Here is a 15,650-nt window from a genome sequence, read left to right on the forward strand (position 1 = left end):
AGCAAGGGCCGGGTCTCGCGGCGGGTGCGCAGCTTCCCGATCAAGCCGCGCATCAGCCTGCTGCCCGACGAGAAGGCGCAGCGCTGGCTCTTGAGCATTTCGGCCAGCGACCGCGCGGGGCTGCTCTATTCGGTCGCGCGGGTGTTGGCGCGCCACCACCTGAATCTGCAGCTGGCCAAGGTCACGACCCTGGGCGAGCGCGTCGAGGACACTTTCCTGATCAGCGGGCCCGAGTTGCAGGGGCAGCGGGCACAGTTGGCGATCGAGACCGAACTGCTCGAGGCCTTGGCCGCTTGACCGGCGGGAGCAGGTCTAGCGTCACGGTGGTCTCGAACCGCACGGTGCTGCGCAGCACCCGCAGCCACTGCGTCAGCAGGTAGGTGGACTGGCCGGCATCGATGCGCAGCGAACCCAGCGCGGCAATGTCATGCTCGATCCTGACCTCGCCGGCCTCGAAGATCGCCAGGGCGTTGTGGCTCCCCAATTCGAGTTGGTAGTCGGGGCTGACGCGCGCCCTCGTGGCGAACTCGATGGCGCCATCTCGCAGACCATGGCATCCGAAAGGTTTCGATCGAGGAACAGCGCCAGCAGGTCGGCAAGGCGCTGGCCGGCCGACTCGGCGCGCGGCCGCAGCCCCATTGCATCCGCCACATCCGTATCGAACTCATAAGGGCTCAGTGTGCGGAGGCTCGCACGCGATGAACACGGCCGAGGCCGCTGGAGCGGCGCGAACTATCCGGACTCGGCCTTGGGATTTTCCGCGGAAAGCCGTCGCTCGAGCCAGGCGCTGTAGCGCGACAGCCCGAAGCACAGCACCCAGTACACCGCGGCGATGAACAGGTAGCCTTCGAGGTAGAACGGCCGCCAGATCGGGTCGCCGCCGAGCGCGAGGCCGAGCGCGCCGGTCAGCTCGAACAGCCCGACCACGGTCACTAGCGAGGTGTCCTTGAGGGTGCCGACCACGTTGTTGGTCAGCGCTGGCACCACCAGCCGCAGCGCCTGCGGCAGCACGATGTCGCGCTGCACCGGCCACCGGCCGAAGCCCAGCGCCATCGCGGCATCGACCTGGCCGTGCGGCACCGCCTGTAGCCCGCCGCGGATGATCTCGGCCAGGTAGGCGGCGACGAACATCGACAAGCCCGCCAGCACCCGCAGCAGGACGTCGGGCTGCCAGCCCGTGGGCCACAGCAAGGGCAGCAGGAACGAGGCCATGAAAAGCACCGAGATCAGCGGAACGCCGCGCACCAGCTCGATATAGGTGGCGCACAGCGTCCGGATCGCGGGCCATTGCGAACGCCTGCCGAGGGCCAGCAGCAGCGCCAGCGGAAAAGCCAGCGCCAGGCCGACCACCGCCAGCCCGATTGTGAGCGGCAGGCCGCCCCAGCGGTTGGTGGCGACCGCCTCGAGGCCGAGGACGCCGCCGCGCATCAGCAGCACGAACAGACCCAGCGACACGACCCACAGCGGCAGCAGCCACCAGCGCCAGCTGCGCGGCCACGCGCTCAGCAGCGTGGTTAGCGACAGCAGCGTGACCGCGACGGCCGGCCGCCACTGGTCCTGGTAGGGATAGCGGCCGAACAGGATGGGCCGCCACTTTTCGGCGACCACGCCCCAGCAGGCCCCATGCGGCACGGCGCGGCAAGCTTCCGCGTCCGGACGGAACACAGCCTGCAGCACGGCCCACTCGAGGGCGTGGAAACCGGCCCAGGCGAACAGCAGCAGCAGCGCCAGCGTGAAGGCGGCACGCAGCGGCGAACCCCACAGCTCCTTGCTCATGAGGCAAGCTCCGCGAGGGCCGGCGCTGCGCTCATCGCCAGCCCCTGAGCGCGACGCGCGCGTTGTAGCGGTTCATGGCCCACGAGATGGCGAGCGAGAGCCCGAGGTAGACGGCCATGATCACCGCGATGCACTCGAAGGCGCGGCCGGTCGAGTTGAGCGAGGTGTTGGCGACTGAGACCAGTTCCGGGTAACCCACGGCCACCGCCAGCGAGGAGTTCTTGGTCAGGCTCAGCAACTGGTTGGTGAGCGCCGGGACGATCACGCGCAGCGCCTGCGGCAGCACCACGATGCGTAGCTGCTGCCATCCGCTGAGGCCGAGCGCCTGGGCCGCCAGCTTCTGGCCCTGCGCCACCGAGGCGATGCCGGCGCGCACGATCTCGGCGACGAAGGAAGCCGTGTACAGCGCCAGCGCGATCACCACTGCCAGGTACTCGGGGCTCAGCGCCGCGCCGCCGCTCACGTTGAAGCCGCCGCGCTCCGGCCATTCGAGCCGGCTGGGCCAGAAGACTCCCTCGTCCCGCACCGGCCAGGGTAGCGCGAGCCCGCCCTTGCTGAGCCAGACATCCGGCAGCAGTTCGAGCGGCTCGGTCGAATCCGGCAGCAATTGGGTCAGCGCGAAGTACAGCATCAGCAGCTGAACCAGCAGCGGCACGTTGCGCAGCGTCTCGACATAGGCGCCGCAGAGGCCGCGCACCAGCACATGCGGCGCCAGCCGGCCGATGCCGATCAGCGTGCCGAGCGCGACTGCGATCGCCGCCGCTGGCACCGCCGCCCGCACAGTGTTGATCAGGCCGGCGAGAAAGGCGCGCCAGAAGGGCTGGCCGGCCTCGAAATCGAGCCAGCCTTCGGAGATATCGAAGCCGGCCGGCTGGAGCAGGAAATCGAAGCCCGAATGGACGCCGCGGCTGCGCAGCGTGCTGAGCGCATGGAAGACCAGCCAGATGACGCCGAAGGCAATCGCCGCGATCAGCAGGGCCTRCAGGGCCCAAGCGAGCCAGACGGCCCGGCGCCGCTCGGGCGGCCGTGCGCCGCTCACAAGGCGACCTCCGCGCTCACCGCACCGGCAATCCGTACATCAGCCCGCCCTTGTTCCAGAGGTTGTTTGAGCCGCGCGGCAGCTTGAGCACCGACTTCGGCCCGACGTTGCGCTCGAACACCTCGCCATAGTTGCCCACCGCCTTGATCGCGCGGTACGACCAGTCCTTGTCGAGGCCCAGCAGCTTGCCGAGATCGTCGCCGCTGCCGACCAGGCGCTGCTGCGCAGGGTCCTTGCTGCTGGCCTTGAGCTCGTCGATGTTGGCCTGCGTGATGCCGAATTCCTCGGCCTCGATCAACGCATTGGGGACCCACTTGGCGATCGCGAACCACTCGTCGTCGCCACGGCGTACCAGCGGCGCCAGCGGCTCCTTGGAGATCAGCTCGGGCAGGATCACGTAGTCGTCGGGGTTCGGTGCCTCCTTGTTGCGCAGGCCGGCCAGGGCCGAGGTGTCGGTCGTGAAGGCCTGGCAGCGGCCGGCGAAGAAGGCCTTGAAAGAGGCCTCGAAGCTCTCGAACACGACCGTCTTGACCGGGATGTTCTGGGCCTTGAACCAGTCGGCGACGTTCTTTTCGTTGGTAGTGCCCGCCTGGGTGCAGATGGTGGCGTTCTTGAGTTGCTTGGCGCTAGTCACCTTGATCTTCTTCGGCACCAGGAAGCCCTGGCCATCGTAGTAGGTGATGGTCGTGAAGTTGAAGCCCAGCGAGGCATCGCGGGTCATCGTCCAGGTAGTGTTGCGCGCCAGGATGTCGATCTCGCCGGCCTGCAGCGCCGAGAAGCGCTGCTGCGAATTGAGCGGCACGAACTCGACCTTGTTGCCGTCGCCGAGCACGGCGGCGGCGATGGCGCGGCAAGTGTCGACGTCCAGGCCCGACCAGTTGCCCTGCGTGTCGGGCGCCGAAAATCCGGCCACGCCGTTGGTCACGCCGCACTTGACGGTGCCGCGCTGCTTGACGGCGTCGAGCGTCTTGCCGGCGAAGGCCGGGGCGGCGGCKAAAGCCAGGGCGGCGGCGACGAGCGCCAGACGGATGCTTGAATTCATTCGGTGATCCTCTTCTTCTGTCTTCGAAATGACGGCAGCGGGCAGTTTACGGGGCGACGCGCAAGTCTGCCAAAGTACCGCTAGTCAGGAGCACATTCCCGAAATCGACTTTCTGATCGACCACAATCGCGCCTGTTTTCAACAACGAAAGGTATTTCAAATGATCCGTTCTGATGACACCGGCAAGCTCGTTCTGCGACTGGCGCTGGGCATCCTGATCCTGCTCCACGGCATTGCCAAGCTCAGCAACGGTGTCGGCTTCGTCGCCAACATGCTGAGTTCGCACGGTCTCCCGAGCGCGCTCGCCTACCTGGTCTACGTCGGCGAGATCCTGGCGCCGGTGCTGCTGATCGCCGGCATCTACACGCGCCCTGCCGCCTGGATCACGGTGATCAACATGCTGGTCGCGATCTGGCTCGTGCATGTGAAGGACTTCTGGGTCCTCGGCAAGACCGGCGGCTGGGCGCTGGAGCTGCAGGGCATGTTCCTGTTCGCCGCGCTCGCCGTGGCCTTCCTGGGTGCCGGCCGCTTCAGCGTCGGCGGCACCAGCGGCAAGTACAACTGATTCAGTCTTCTTCCCCGGCATCGAGGCCTGGAAACAGGACCTCGGTGAAGCCGAAGCGCGAGAAGTCGCGCACCCGCATCGGATACAGCTTGCCCAACAAATGGTCGACCTCGTGCTGCACGACACGGGCATGGAAGCCGCTCACGCTGCGATCGATCGGATCGCCGTACGGGTCAAAGCCAGTGTAGCGGATGCTGGCGAAGCGCGGCACCACGCCGCGCAGGCCCGGCACCGACAGGCAGCCCTCCCAGCCCTCTTCCTCCTCGTCGCCGATCGGCGTGACGACGGGGTTCAAAAGCACCGTGCGCGGCACGATCGGCGCGTCCGGGTAGCGCGGATTCACAGTATCGGTGCCGAAAATCACGATCTGCTGGTCGACCCCGATCTGCGGCGCCGCGAGGCCCGCGCCATTGACCGCGTGCATGGTCTCGAACATGTCGCGCACCAACAGGTGCAGTTCGTCGGTGTCGAAGGCGGCGACCGGCTGCGCGATACGCAGCAGCCGGGGGTCGCCCATCTTGAGGATTTCGCGGATGGCCATCGCGGGATTATCGTGGCGGCCGGGATCCGAAGTCGCGCCGGGCGCCCTATCGGCGACCGTAAACCCCGCCGCGGCCGTAGTAACCGGCGCGGCCGTAGTAGCCGGGACGGCCGTAGTAGCCGGGATGGCCGTAATACCCAGGACGACCATAGTAGCCCGCGTGGCCGTAGTAGCCGGGCCAGCCGTAGTAGCGGTAGCCGCCGTAGTAGGCTGGGCGCCCAGAGTAGCCGCCCCAGCCGTAGCCGGCGCCGACGTACAGCGACGGCGACACGACGACCGGACCCGGCTCGACGTAGTACGGATAGGCCGCGCCGGTGTAGTAAGGGCCAGGCACCACGCAGCCGCCCAGCAAGGCGGCCCCGCCCACCGCAATGGTGGCCGACAGGGAACGAATTCGCTTCATCCGGACCTCCTGAACTCATGCTGCGTTTCAACGGCCGGCGCACTCCGCTGTTGACCGGGAAAACGCGGTAGCTCAGGATATACCTTGCGCGAGGATCTCCAGCATCCGCGCCTCGTCGATCACGGGCACGCCCAGGTCGCGTGCCTTGTCGAGCTTGCTGCCGGCTTCGGCGCCCGCGACCACGAAATCAGTCTTCTTGCTCACCGAACCGGCCACCTTGGCGCCGGCTTCCTCCAGCTTGTCCTTGGCTTCGTCGCGTCCGAGCGTAGGAAGCGTTCCGGTAATGACGAAGGTCTTTCCCGCCAACGGCTTGGGTGCCCGGGCGGCGGGTTCGCCCTCTTCCCAGTGCACGCCGCAGGCGCGCAGCTGCTCGACCACCTCGCGGTTGTGGGGCTGGTGAAAAAAGGTCCGCAGGCTGGTCGCGACCACCGGCCCGACGTCGTTGACTTCGAGCAGTTGCTCCTCGCTCGCATCCATGATCGCGTCGAGCTTGCCGAAATGCTTCGCCRGGTCCTTGGCCGTGCTTTCGCCGACGTGGCGGATGCCGAGGCCGAACAGGAAGCGCGGCAGCGTTGTCTTTTTCGACGCCTCGAGCGCCTCGACGAGGTTGTTGGCCGACTTGTCGGCCATGCGCTCCAGGCCGGCCAGCGTCGTGAAGCCGAGCTTGTACAGGTCGGGCAGCGTGCGGACCAGGTCGGCGTCGACAAGCTGCTCGACCAGCTTGTCGCCCAGGCCCTCGATGTCGAGCGCGCGCCGGGCCGCGAAATGCAGGATCGCCTCCTTGCGCTGCGCGGCGCAGAACAGGCCGCCGGTGCAGCGGAAGTCGACTTCGCCCTCCTCGCGCAGCGCATCCGAGCCGCAAACCGGGCACTGGTGCGGCATCGTGAAGACCGGGCCACGCTCGGACTCGGGCCGGGCTGCGCTCTCGGGCAGCACGCCAACCACCTCGGGGATCACGTCGCCGGCGCGCCGCACGATCACCGTGTCGCCCACTCGCACGTCCTTGCGCCGCGTTTCATCCTCGTTGTGCAGGGTGGCGTTGGTCACCGTCACGCCGCCGACGAACACCGGCGCCAGCTTGGCCACCGGCGTCAGCTTGCCGGTGCGTCCGACCTGGACCTCGATCGCCAGCACCTCGGTGAGCTGYTCCTGCGCCGGGTATTTGTGCGCCACCGCCCAGCGCGGCTCGCGCGAGACGAAGCCGAGCTGCCGCTGCAGCTCGAGGCTGTCGACCTTGTAGACCACGCCGTCGATGTCGTAGGGCAAGGCGTCGCGCTGGCGGCCAATGGTCTCGTGGAAGGCGATCAGCTCGATCGCGCCGCGGGCCCGCGCGGTCTGCGCCGCCACCGGAAAGCCCCAGGCGCTGAACTGCTGCAGCCAATCGAACTGGGTCGGGTGCGACGGCCCGCCCTGCTCGGGCGGCGTCACTTCGCCGAGGCCGTAGGCGAAGAAGCTCAAGGGCCGCTGCGCCGCGATCGCCGGATCGAGCTGGCGCACCGCACCGGCCGCCGCGTTGCGCGGATTGACGAAGACCTTCTCGTTCTTCTGGCCGGCGGCGATCCTCTCGCGCTGGCGTTCGTTGAGGGCGTCGAAGTCGTCGCGCCGCATGTAGACCTCGCCGCGCACCTCGACCACCGCGGGAATCGCCGAGGCCTCACCGCGCAGGCGCAGCGGAATCTGCTGGACCGTGCGGATGTTCTGCGTCACTTCTTCGCCGATCTCGCCGTCGCCACGGGTCGCGGCCTGCACCAGCACGCCGTTCTCGTAGCGAAGATTGAGCGCCAGGCCATCGAACTTGAGTTCGCAGACGTACTCGACCTGCGAGCCGTCCTCGGCCAGTCCGAGTTCCTTGCGCACCCGCGCGTCGAAGGCGCTGGCGCCGGCGGGCGTGATGTCGGTCTCGGTCCGGATCGACAGCATCGGCACCTTGTGGCGCACCTTGGCGAAGCCGTCGAGCGGCTTGCCGCCGACGCGCTGGGTCGGCGAATCGGGCGTGCGCAGCTCGGGGAATTCGGCCTCCAGGGCCTGCAGCCGCTGGAACAGCTTGTCGTACTCGGCGTCCGGCAGTTCGGGCGCGTCGAGCACGTAGTAGAGATGGGCATGGYGGTGCAGCTGCTCGCTCAGCGCGGCGGCCTCCTTCACCGCGTCTACACGCGTCGTCATGGGGTTCTCCGGGCTAGCTGAACAATCGGCGCGCCAACGGCGAGCCGGCCGACAGATCGCGCGAATCGAGCGTGTCGTAGAGCTGTTCGAGGTCGACGCCGATCGCGTCCATGGTCTCGTCGCGCAGCAGCTGGCCGTCGCTGTCGGTGACGACTCCGTCCATCTCGCGCACCAGCGCAGCGGCCGCCTCGCGCATCCGCTCGAAGGGCCGCTCAACACGATCGACCTGCGGCACATCGAGGCTCAGCGTCAACTCGCGAATCGCCGACTGCGCCGGATCGTCGGCCAGCGCCGCCTGGGTGTCGAAGGCCAGGCCCAGGATCGGCGGCAGCCCCTGCTCGCCCGCCGGCAGCACCATGCGGCCCGGAATCAGGCCGGGCACGAAGCCGAAGCGCGCGGCATTCTGCTGCACGTAGCCCGGGCTCCAGGCCGCGTGGCGCGCCCGCAGCACGAAGCTCAGCTGGGCATCGTGCGAACTGGCGAACTGGTCGAGCTCCCGGGCCCGCGCCACCTCGTCGAGCATCTCCGGAAACTCGGGCGCGCCATTGACCGCGTCAGCGAAGGCCTGGGCCTTGACTACGAACTCGGAGTACTCGATCTCGTTGAGCGCACCGGTGCGGTTGGCCATCTGGACGCCGACCTGGAAGGCGCCGTAGCGCTGGCCGGCCACGGCCGGCTCCCATTCACCGGTGAACTCGTTGAGCCCCTCGACCGCGACCGGCTTGCTGCCGGCGCGCCGGGTCGCCGGCATGGCGGCGATCGCGGCGTCGCCGGAGGCCAGGCCGTCGAGCGACACGGGGGCGATCACATCGATCAGCGGGTCGAGGCCGCCGCGCCGTTCGGGCGACGGCGTGACCTGTGCGGCCGGTGCCGGCAGGTCGGGGTCGAACAGGGGCTCGTGCCGTTCGTTGCCGGGCACCTGATGCGGATCGATGTGCAGCACGGGTTCGAGTTCGCCCTTGGGTGCGGCATCGAGCACGGGCGCTTCGTTGACGGGCGCGTCGGGTTGCTTCGGCGCGTTGCGGCGCGACATCCAGGCGTTGTAGCCGACCACGGTGGCAAGAACCAGTCCACCGAGGATGGCGAGGGCGACGGTGAGATTGCTCATGGACCGCCGGCGCTCAGGCTGCCTCGACCATCGACACGGCCGATTCCATGTCGACCGCCACGATGCGCGAGACGCCCTGCTCCTGCATGGTCACGCCGATCAGCTGCTCAGCCATCTCCATCGCGATCTTGTTGTGGCTAATGAAGAGGAACTGGGTTTCGCGGCTCATGGCGGTGACGAGTTTGGCATAGCGCTCGGTGTTGGCGTCGTCGAGCGGCGCGTCCACTTCGTCCAGCAGACAGAACGGTGCCGGGTTCAGCTGGAAGATGGCGAACACCAGCGCGATCGCGGTCAGCGCCTTCTCGCCGCCCGAGAGCAGGTGGATGGTCTGGTTCTTCTTGCCCGGCGGCTGCGCCATCACCTGCACGCCGGAGTCGAGGATCTCGTCGCCGGTCATCATGAGCCTGGCGTTGCCGCCGCCGAACAGCTCCGGAAACATGCGGCTGAAATGCTCGTTGACGATCTTGAAGGTGCCGCCCAGCAGGTCGCGCGTCTCGGCGTCGATCTTGCGGATCGCGTCCTCGAGCGTGCCGATGGCCTCGTTGAGGTCGGCCGACTGGGCATCCAGGAAGGTCTTGCGCTCGCTGGCCACCGCCAGCTCGTCGAGCGCCGCGAGGTTGACCGCGCCGAGCGCCGCCACTTCACGGTTGAGGCGGTCGATCTCACTCTGGAGGCCGGTGAGCCGCACCTTGTCGGTCTCGATCGACTGCGCGACCGCCTCGATATCGGCCTCGGCGTCGGCCAGCAGCTGCTGGTATTGCTCGAAGCCCAGCCGTGCGGCCTGCTCCTTGAGCTGGAATTCGGTGATGCGCTGGCGCAGCGGGTCGAGCTCGCGCTCGAGCTGCAGCCGGCGCTCGTCGCTGGCTCGCAGCTTGAGGGTCAGGTCGTCGTACTGGCTGCGCGCCGCGCCCAGCGCCGTCTCGCGCTCGAGCTTGAGCGACAGCGCATCCTGAAGGCCGGCCTGCGCCGCAGCGTCGGACAGGCGTCCGAGTTCGGCGCGCGCGCGCTCGTCTTCGTCGGTCAGCGCGACGCTCTGCTGGGTCGCGGTCTCGATCGCGCGGCTCAGCTCGGCGCGGCGGGCTTCGAGGGTGCGCTGGGCGAAGGTCGCCTCCTGCGCCTGGCGCTCCAGGCTGCGGTGCTGTTCGCGGCTGGCCGCCAGCGCGCGGCCGGCCTCGATGACCCGCTCGTCCAATTGCGCGTGGCGCTCCTGGCTGTCGGCCAACTGCATGTCGAGCTCTTCGAAGCGCGACTCGGCGGCGATGCGCCTTTCCTGCAGTTCGTCGAGCTGGGCCGTCACCTCGCCGAGGTCGTTGGACAGTTGCTCGCTGCGGGCGCGCGTCTGCTCGGCCAGCTGTGACAGGCGCAGCGTCTCGACCTGCAGTTCGTGCGCGCGCGATTGCGTCTCGGCGGCCTCGCGCCGCGCTGTCACCAGCCGCTGCGCGGCATCGCCGTAAGCCGCTTCGGCACGCGCCAGGGCGGTGCGCGACTCATCGGCGATCAGGGTCTGAGCGCGCAACTGGCCTTCCAGGTTCTCCATCTCCTGCTGGCGCGCCAGCAAGCCGGCCTGCTCCGAATCGGGGGCATAGAAGCTCACGCTGTGGGCCGTGACCGCGTGGCCGCTCTGGACGTAGATGACCTCGCCCGGCTGCAGCTTGTCGCGCTGCGCCAGCGCCTCCTCGAGCGTCGCGGCGGTGAAGCAGCCGTGCAGCCATTCGGCCAGCAGTGCCTGCTGGCCGGCATCGCCGAGACGCAGCAGGTCCGACAGCCGCGGCAGCGTCGACGGACCTTGCGGCACGGCCGCCATCGGTGGCGAGTAGAAGGCGAGCTTGGCGGGCGGCGCATCGCCACCGAAGGCCCGGACCATGTCGAGCCGGCTGACTTCGAGCGCGCCCAGGCGCTCGCGCAGCGCGGATTCGAGCGCGTTCTCCCAGCCCTGCTCGATGTGGATCCGGCTCCAGAGGCCCTGCAGGCTCTCGAGTCCGTGCTTGGCCAGCCAGGGCGCGAGCTTGCCGTCGGTCTTGACCTTTTCCTGCAGCGCCTTGAGCGCCTCCAGCCGGGCCGAGAGTTCCGCATGCCGCGCACCTTCGGCGTTCACGGCCTGCTGCCGCGTACGCCGGTCGTCGTCCAGCTGCGGCACGGCTTCCTGCAGTTCCTGCAGGCGGGCATCAGATTCGGCGGCGGCCTCCTGCGCCATGGCCAGCTGTTCCTGCTGGTCGCGCAGGCGGGCCTCGTCGGGCGCCGCGAGCGCGTTCTGGTCGGTGCGCAGCCGCTCGGCGCGCTGGTTGAGCTGGCGACTCTGTTCCTCGATGTTGCGCTGATCGGCGGCCAGCACCTGGATCTGCTGCTGCACCTGGACCACCGTGGCGCGCTGCGCATTGGCCTCGCCCTGGGCCCGCTGCTGCGCGTCCTCGAGTTCGGGCATGCGGGCGTCGTGCTCCTCGAGCTGGGCGGCCAGCAACTCGGACTGCTCCTCGGCGTTCACGCCCTGGCCGGCCAAGGTCTCGATCTCGGTTTCGGCATCCTCGCGGCGCGCGTTCCATTGCGCCATCTGCTCGCGCAGCTGCACCAGCCGCTGCTCGACCCGCTGGCGGCCTTCGACCACGAAGCGGATCTCGCCCTCCAGCCGGCCGACTTCGGCACTGGCCTCGTACAGCTTGCCCTGGGCCTGATTGACATGGTCGCCGGCCGCGTAGTGGGCCTGTCGGATGGTCTCGAGCTCGGCCTCGATGTGGCGCAGGTCGGCGGTGCGCGACTCGAGGTCGTTGATCGCACGCTCGGCATCGGCCTTGACCTTGGCCTGGTCGGCCTCGCTTTCGCTGCGCTTCAAGAACCACAGCTGGTGCTGCTTGCGCGTCGCATCGCCGGTCAGCTGGTTGTAGCGCGCCGCCACCTCGGCCTGCTTCTCGAGCCGCTCGAGATTGCTGTTGAGCTCGCGCAGGATGTCCTCGACCCGCGTCAGGTTCTCGCGCGTGTCGCCGAGCCGGTTCTCGGTCTCGCGGCGGCGTTCCTTGTACTTCGAGACGCCGGCCGCCTCCTCGAGGAACAGGCGCAGTTCCTCGGGCTTCGATTCGATGATCCGGCTGATCGTCCCCTGGCCGATGATCGCGTAGGCGCGCGGACCGAGGCCGGTGCCGAGGAACACGTCCTGCACGTCGCGGCGGCGCACCGGCTGGTTGTTGATGTAGTAGCTCGAATTGCCGTCGCGCGTCAGCACCCGCTTGACCGCGATCTCGGCGAACTGGGCCCACTGGCCGCCGGCCCGGTGGTCGGCGTTGTCGAACACCAGCTCGACGCTCGACCGGCTGGCCTGCTTGCGCGTCGTCGTGCCGTTGAAGATGACGTCCTGCATCGACTCGCCGCGCAATTCGGAGGCACGCGATTCGCCGAGCACCCAGCGCACGGCGTCCATGATGTTCGACTTGCCGCAGCCATTGGGACCGACGACGCCCACGAGCTGGCCGGGGAGCAGGAAGTTGGTGGGTTCGGCGAAGGACTTGAAGCCCGAGAGCTTGATGGAATTGAGACGCACGTCAGGTCGGCCCTAAGCCAGTTGTTTTGCCAAGGTTGGGTGCCAAGGTGTTGATTTGTAAGCAGATTCCGGCGGCTGACATCCCCCAGGCCAAGCCGCCACCTGAGGCGAGGATGATAACGTGCGGTGCATGCGCGTTTTCCCTCTTTCCTGGCCCCTCGGCCGCCGCGCGTGGCTCATTGGCGGCGGCGTGGCGGTCCTGGCGCTGGCGGGCTGCGCCTCGACCGATCGCGCCGAACCCTACGCCAACAAGGAATGGCTCCAGAGCGGCGCCAATCGCATCGCCAACCTCGCGTTGCGCGACAACCTGCAGTCGGTGCGTCGGGTGCAGCTCTCGCTCTACCGCCGCAATCCACGCGAATGGCGCAAATGGTGCGGCAGTTCCGACGAGGCGATCAAGCGCACCTGGAACGCGATCTCGAACAACGTGCCGCTGCCCCAACTGCAGGGCGCCTACGGCATCGACGCCATCCGGCTGGCCTTCGAGACCGCACCCAAGCCTTTCGAAGGCGACCGTGTCGCGGCGCTGGTGGTCGGCTGGGCGGCGTTGCTCAAGCAGGCCAACGGAGACACCTGGGAGCAGAACATGCTCGACGCGGTCAGCGCCGAGAACAGCTTCCGGGCGGCGCGCAACTTCGAGATCTCGCTCTGGCTGATCGGCTCGAAGACCGGCCCCGAGGGCCAGCCGCTGCTGCTGGCCACCGAGATCAGCGAGCGCGGCCGCAACCTGCTGGTCGACCGCGAACTGTCGAAGGTGGTGGCCCGCCTGGACTTGCTGGCGGCCCAGGCCGACGAGAGATACCGCCGCGCCGCGCTCGACTTCAGCCAGAACTGGTTTCTCGGCAGCCTGGGGCCGTTCTTTTCGATGGTGCCGAAGTAGGTGAACAGGCCCAAGTCAATCGAACCAGTCGGCGCCGGGGTTCCGCCGCCGCCAGGCCGCGACGCTGGCATTTGACTGGATGTGCTCTGCCAGCCGCGTGCGATGCGCCGCGGACAGCGGCAGCGTCCCCAGCAGGCCGGGCCAGTTGCGCATCGCCTGGTCGATGCAGTTGGCCACCACCTCGCGCAATTGCTTCTCGGGGATGTCCCAGACGTTGGCGAGTTCACGCAAGGTCTTCGGCGTCAGCAAGGTGCGCGGCGCCTGCTGCGGAAGGAATTTCAGGCCGTGCCCCGAACCCGCGAAGTACACGCCGTAGGCAACGATGTCGTAGGCCTTCGACAGTTCGGGCCTGGCCTGGCCCGCCGGATAGATGAGGCTGAAGTTTTTCAGGTGCGCGTCGTAGTTGCCGAGCAATTCCGAGACCTTGATGCGGCGTAAAAGTTCGGCCACGTCGGCCTCCCCCCTGGCCGAACGCCGCTTGAGCAGCAGCCCGATCGCCGCGTAGGTGCCCGCGTACTTGTATTCCGATGGCGTGCCGGTGACCTGAGCAAAGTCCTCCATGTGCAGGCGCCGGGATTCGGTCGGGACGTCGCGGTCGAAGCGGGACACCAGCAGGAACCTCCGGTCGTCTTTCTGCAGCGCATATGGCAACCGGTCGGCGATCGAAGACAAGGGTTCCAGCGCGAACTCGCAGGTGTCCACGCCGGCGGCCGCGGCCAGCTTCAGCGAGCTGTATTCGACCTCGGGCAGCCTGTCGTACTCGCCGGTCGGCAGCTTGCCGATGAAATGCCTGCTGTCCGTGTCCTTCGAGCGCATCACGTAGCGCCCCGGGCCGCCGAGCACCAGCGCGACCTTGGGCTGGACGCCCGAGATCGAGGTCTGCTGCGGCGTCGGAACCTGTCCCGAACTCATTTCGTAGCTGTCGCTGCTCTGGCCGATCAGCCGGCCCAGCGCGGGCTCGTCGAGCGACTCGGCATCCGCCCGGATATCGCCCGGGAGATCCCCGCCGCAGGCCGCGAGCAAGCCCAATTCGTCGTTCACCTCCAGGCCCAGGTCGCCGATCAGCTGTTTGCGCAGCGGACCCTCGGGCAACAGGTTCTGGAAGAAGGGCGGCAAGCCGAACCGGCCGTCGCCGCGATTGACGTCCAGCGCCGGGTCGAGCAGTTGGGCCACCGTGGCGGCCTCGGCCTCGGCGATCGCTTGGGCCACCCTTTCGGCAGTCCCCGAAGCGGCCAGCGCGACCATGTAGAGCTGCGACAGGACCGGCCGCGCAGGGTTCTTAGCGTAGTCGTCGTCGAACCTGAAATACACCCGCCCATCGTCGAGTCCGAAGAGCGAGCCGACGTTCGTCCTGCCGAGCCGGATGCGCAACGAACGGACGACGCTCATGGCGCGCCTCGCCGCGGCGGCCTCGGCATCAGGCCGCTCAACTCCTCCTGCAGGCCGGTCGGCTTGGTGTCGGCTCCGAACCGCGTCAGGTCGGCCACCGCCTTCGGAACGAACTGCAGCTCGAGCTGAAGGCACTTGAGCAAGGCCAGCAGCGTGTTCAACTCCACGTTGCCGCGGCCCGCTTCGAGCGCGCCCAGCGTGTTTCGGGAGATGCCCGCCTGGGCGGCGAGTTCGGAAGCGGTCATGGCGCGATCCTTGCGGGCGTTGCGCAAGAAGCTGCCGATGGCGGCAAGGGTCGTCATGGACAATAAACTGGGCAAATCAACCATATGCCAATCATAATGAGCAACATGCCCGATCAACCCGTTAATTGCCTATTTTGACGAGCATATTTCAATATGCACAATTTATTGCACATTCCTAGTGCAGCGCCGCGACCGTTGCCACACGAGGCACAGCCGGGGCTCGCACCTAGAATCAAACGCAGTTATCACCCCACTCTGGCAGAAACCTCATGAGCTCCATCAATTTCATCGGCGGCGAAAAAGGCGGGGTCGGCAAATCGGTCACGGCGCGGGTCCTGGCGCAGTACTTCATCGACCACAGCCGGCCCTTCGTGGGCTTCGATACAGACCGTTCGCACAGTTCTTTCACGCGTTTCTACGAGGGCTTTGCGTCGCCAGTGGTGGTGGACAGCTTCGAGGGCCTCGACACCGTTGTCAACGGCTTCGAAACCAATCCGCAGCAGAGCGTGATCGTCGACCTGGCGGCCCAGACGCTGGCGCCGCTGTCGCGCTGGATCAAGGAATCCGACCTGTTCGACGTCTTCGCCGAACTCGGCGTGACGGTCAATTTCTGGCATGTGCTCGACGACGGCAAGGACTCGAGCGACCTGCTGGGCATCTTGATCGACACTTTCGGCGAGCAGCCGAGCTACATCGTGGTGCAGAACTACGGCCGTGGCAACGACTTCGGCCTGCTGCTCGGATCCCAGTCGCTGAGCAAGGCGACCGCGCACTGCGCCCGCGTCATCGCCCTGCCCCGGCTGCACGACGCCAGCATGCGCAAGATCGATGCGCGCAACACGAGCTTCTGGAAGGCGGTCAACGACCGTGAAGGCCCGCACGCGCTGGGCTTGCTGGAACGCCAGCGCGTGAAGACCTGGCTGGCAACAGCCTACGCGGCATTCGACACCCTGCCGCTGTAGGCTCGCCC

The 15,650-nt window shown here is 67.8% G+C and carries 14 protein-coding genes; 4 read left to right on the forward strand and 10 right to left on the reverse strand.

Annotated elements, in window-relative coordinates; translation table 11 throughout:
* On the forward strand, positions 1-297 hold a 297-nt coding region (locus tag AC1DY5_RS16300; protein WP_478112950.1), incomplete at its 5' end, for an ACT domain-containing protein.
* 435 nt (positions 298-732) lie between these two features.
* Here the strand turns inward: AC1DY5_RS16300 and AC1DY5_RS16305 are convergent.
* From AC1DY5_RS16305 to AC1DY5_RS16315, 3 genes are read right to left on the reverse strand one after another with little or no spacing between them, the layout of a single operon-like run.
* Positions 733-1,776: an amino acid ABC transporter permease gene (locus tag AC1DY5_RS16305; protein WP_478112952.1), complete on the reverse strand. Its 1,044-nt coding sequence runs from the start codon at positions 1,774-1,776 to the stop codon at positions 733-735.
* A 31-nt stretch (positions 1,777-1,807) separates the two neighbouring features.
* Positions 1,808-2,815, reverse strand: coding sequence for an amino acid ABC transporter permease (locus AC1DY5_RS16310; protein WP_478112954.1), 1,008 nt, complete (start codon positions 2,813-2,815; stop codon positions 1,808-1,810).
* A gap of 16 nt (positions 2,816-2,831) precedes the next feature.
* On the reverse strand, positions 2,832-3,857 hold the full coding sequence (locus AC1DY5_RS16315) for an amino acid ABC transporter substrate-binding protein (protein WP_478112956.1): 1,026 nt from the start codon (positions 3,855-3,857) through the stop codon (positions 2,832-2,834).
* Between the two features lie 160 nt (positions 3,858-4,017).
* On the opposite strand from AC1DY5_RS16315, the gene AC1DY5_RS16320 reads away from it, so the two are divergent.
* Entirely contained in the window at positions 4,018-4,422 is a 405-nt protein-coding gene (locus tag AC1DY5_RS16320) for a DoxX family protein (RefSeq protein WP_478112958.1), read from the forward strand.
* Position 4,423: 1 nt separating this feature from the next.
* On the opposite strand, the gene def is transcribed toward AC1DY5_RS16320, so the two are convergent.
* From def to smc, 5 genes are all read right to left on the reverse strand, one after another.
* A complete protein-coding gene (gene def, locus AC1DY5_RS16325; RefSeq protein WP_478112960.1) occupies positions 4,424-4,963 on the reverse strand; it encodes a peptide deformylase in 540 nt (179 codons plus the stop codon).
* 46 nt (positions 4,964-5,009) lie between these two features.
* Complete coding sequence (locus tag AC1DY5_RS16330; RefSeq protein ID WP_478112962.1) at positions 5,010-5,366, reverse strand: hypothetical protein; 357 nt, start codon at positions 5,364-5,366, stop codon at positions 5,010-5,012.
* A 72-nt stretch (positions 5,367-5,438) separates the two neighbouring features.
* Entirely contained in the window at positions 5,439-7,529 is a 2,091-nt protein-coding gene (ligA, locus tag AC1DY5_RS16335; RefSeq protein WP_478112964.1) for an NAD-dependent DNA ligase LigA, read from the reverse strand.
* A gap of 13 nt (positions 7,530-7,542) precedes the next feature.
* Entirely contained in the window at positions 7,543-8,637 is a 1,095-nt protein-coding gene (locus AC1DY5_RS16340; protein ID WP_478112966.1) for a cell division protein ZipA C-terminal FtsZ-binding domain-containing protein, read from the reverse strand.
* Between the two features lie 13 nt (positions 8,638-8,650).
* Positions 8,651-12,166: a chromosome segregation protein SMC gene (gene smc, locus AC1DY5_RS16345; RefSeq protein WP_478112967.1), complete on the reverse strand. Its 3,516-nt coding sequence runs from the start codon at positions 12,164-12,166 to the stop codon at positions 8,651-8,653.
* 130 nt (positions 12,167-12,296) lie between these two features.
* On the opposite strand from smc, the gene AC1DY5_RS16350 reads away from it, so the two are divergent.
* The gene (locus AC1DY5_RS16350; RefSeq protein ID WP_478112969.1) at positions 12,297-13,046 is read left to right on the forward strand and encodes a hypothetical protein; all 750 of its coding nucleotides are present in this window, start codon (positions 12,297-12,299) and stop codon (positions 13,044-13,046) included.
* A gap of 15 nt (positions 13,047-13,061) precedes the next feature.
* Here AC1DY5_RS16350 and AC1DY5_RS16355 read toward each other — a convergent pair whose 3' ends face one another.
* Positions 13,062-14,435 (reverse strand): type II toxin-antitoxin system HipA family toxin, encoded by a 1,374-nt coding sequence (locus AC1DY5_RS16355; RefSeq protein WP_478112971.1) that lies wholly within the window; start codon positions 14,433-14,435, stop codon positions 13,062-13,064.
* On the reverse strand, positions 14,432-14,737 hold the full coding sequence (locus AC1DY5_RS16360; protein WP_478112972.1) for a helix-turn-helix domain-containing protein: 306 nt from the start codon (positions 14,735-14,737) through the stop codon (positions 14,432-14,434). Before AC1DY5_RS16360 ends, AC1DY5_RS16355 begins: the two co-directional genes overlap by 4 nt.
* A gap of 212 nt (positions 14,738-14,949) precedes the next feature.
* Between AC1DY5_RS16360 and AC1DY5_RS16365 the strand changes: the two genes are divergently transcribed.
* Positions 14,950-15,642, forward strand: a complete 693-nt coding sequence (locus AC1DY5_RS16365) for a P-loop NTPase family protein (protein WP_478112974.1) — start codon at positions 14,950-14,952, stop codon at positions 15,640-15,642.
* Positions 15,643-15,650 lie beyond the last annotated feature (8 nt).

The organism is Variovorax sp. P4_D9 (assembly GCF_056401695.1).

What these genes read in the sequence shown, in the direction of transcription:
- AC1DY5_RS16355 (WP_478112971.1), bottom strand. Translation starts at nt 14,435, where the DNA reads ATGAGCGTCGTCCGTTCGTTGCGCATCCGGCTCGGCAGGACGAACGTC.
- AC1DY5_RS16320 (WP_478112958.1), top strand. Translation starts at nt 4,018, where the DNA reads ATGATCCGTTCTGATGACACCGGCAAGCTCGTTCTGCGACTGGCGCTG.
- AC1DY5_RS16350 (WP_478112969.1), top strand. Translation starts at nt 12,297, where the DNA reads ATGCGCGTTTTCCCTCTTTCCTGGCCCCTCGGCCGCCGCGCGTGGCTC.
- def (WP_478112960.1), bottom strand. Translation starts at nt 4,963, where the DNA reads ATGGCCATCCGCGAAATCCTCAAGATGGGCGACCCCCGGCTGCTGCGT.
- AC1DY5_RS16360 (WP_478112972.1), bottom strand. Translation starts at nt 14,737, where the DNA reads ATGACGACCCTTGCCGCCATCGGCAGCTTCTTGCGCAACGCCCGCAAG.
- AC1DY5_RS16340 (WP_478112966.1), bottom strand. Translation starts at nt 8,637, where the DNA reads ATGAGCAATCTCACCGTCGCCCTCGCCATCCTCGGTGGACTGGTTCTT.
- AC1DY5_RS16305 (WP_478112952.1), bottom strand. Translation starts at nt 1,776, where the DNA reads ATGAGCAAGGAGCTGTGGGGTTCGCCGCTGCGTGCCGCCTTCACGCTG.
- AC1DY5_RS16365 (WP_478112974.1), top strand. Translation starts at nt 14,950, where the DNA reads ATGAGCTCCATCAATTTCATCGGCGGCGAAAAAGGCGGGGTCGGCAAA.
- AC1DY5_RS16330 (WP_478112962.1), bottom strand. Translation starts at nt 5,366, where the DNA reads ATGAAGCGAATTCGTTCCCTGTCGGCCACCATTGCGGTGGGCGGGGCC.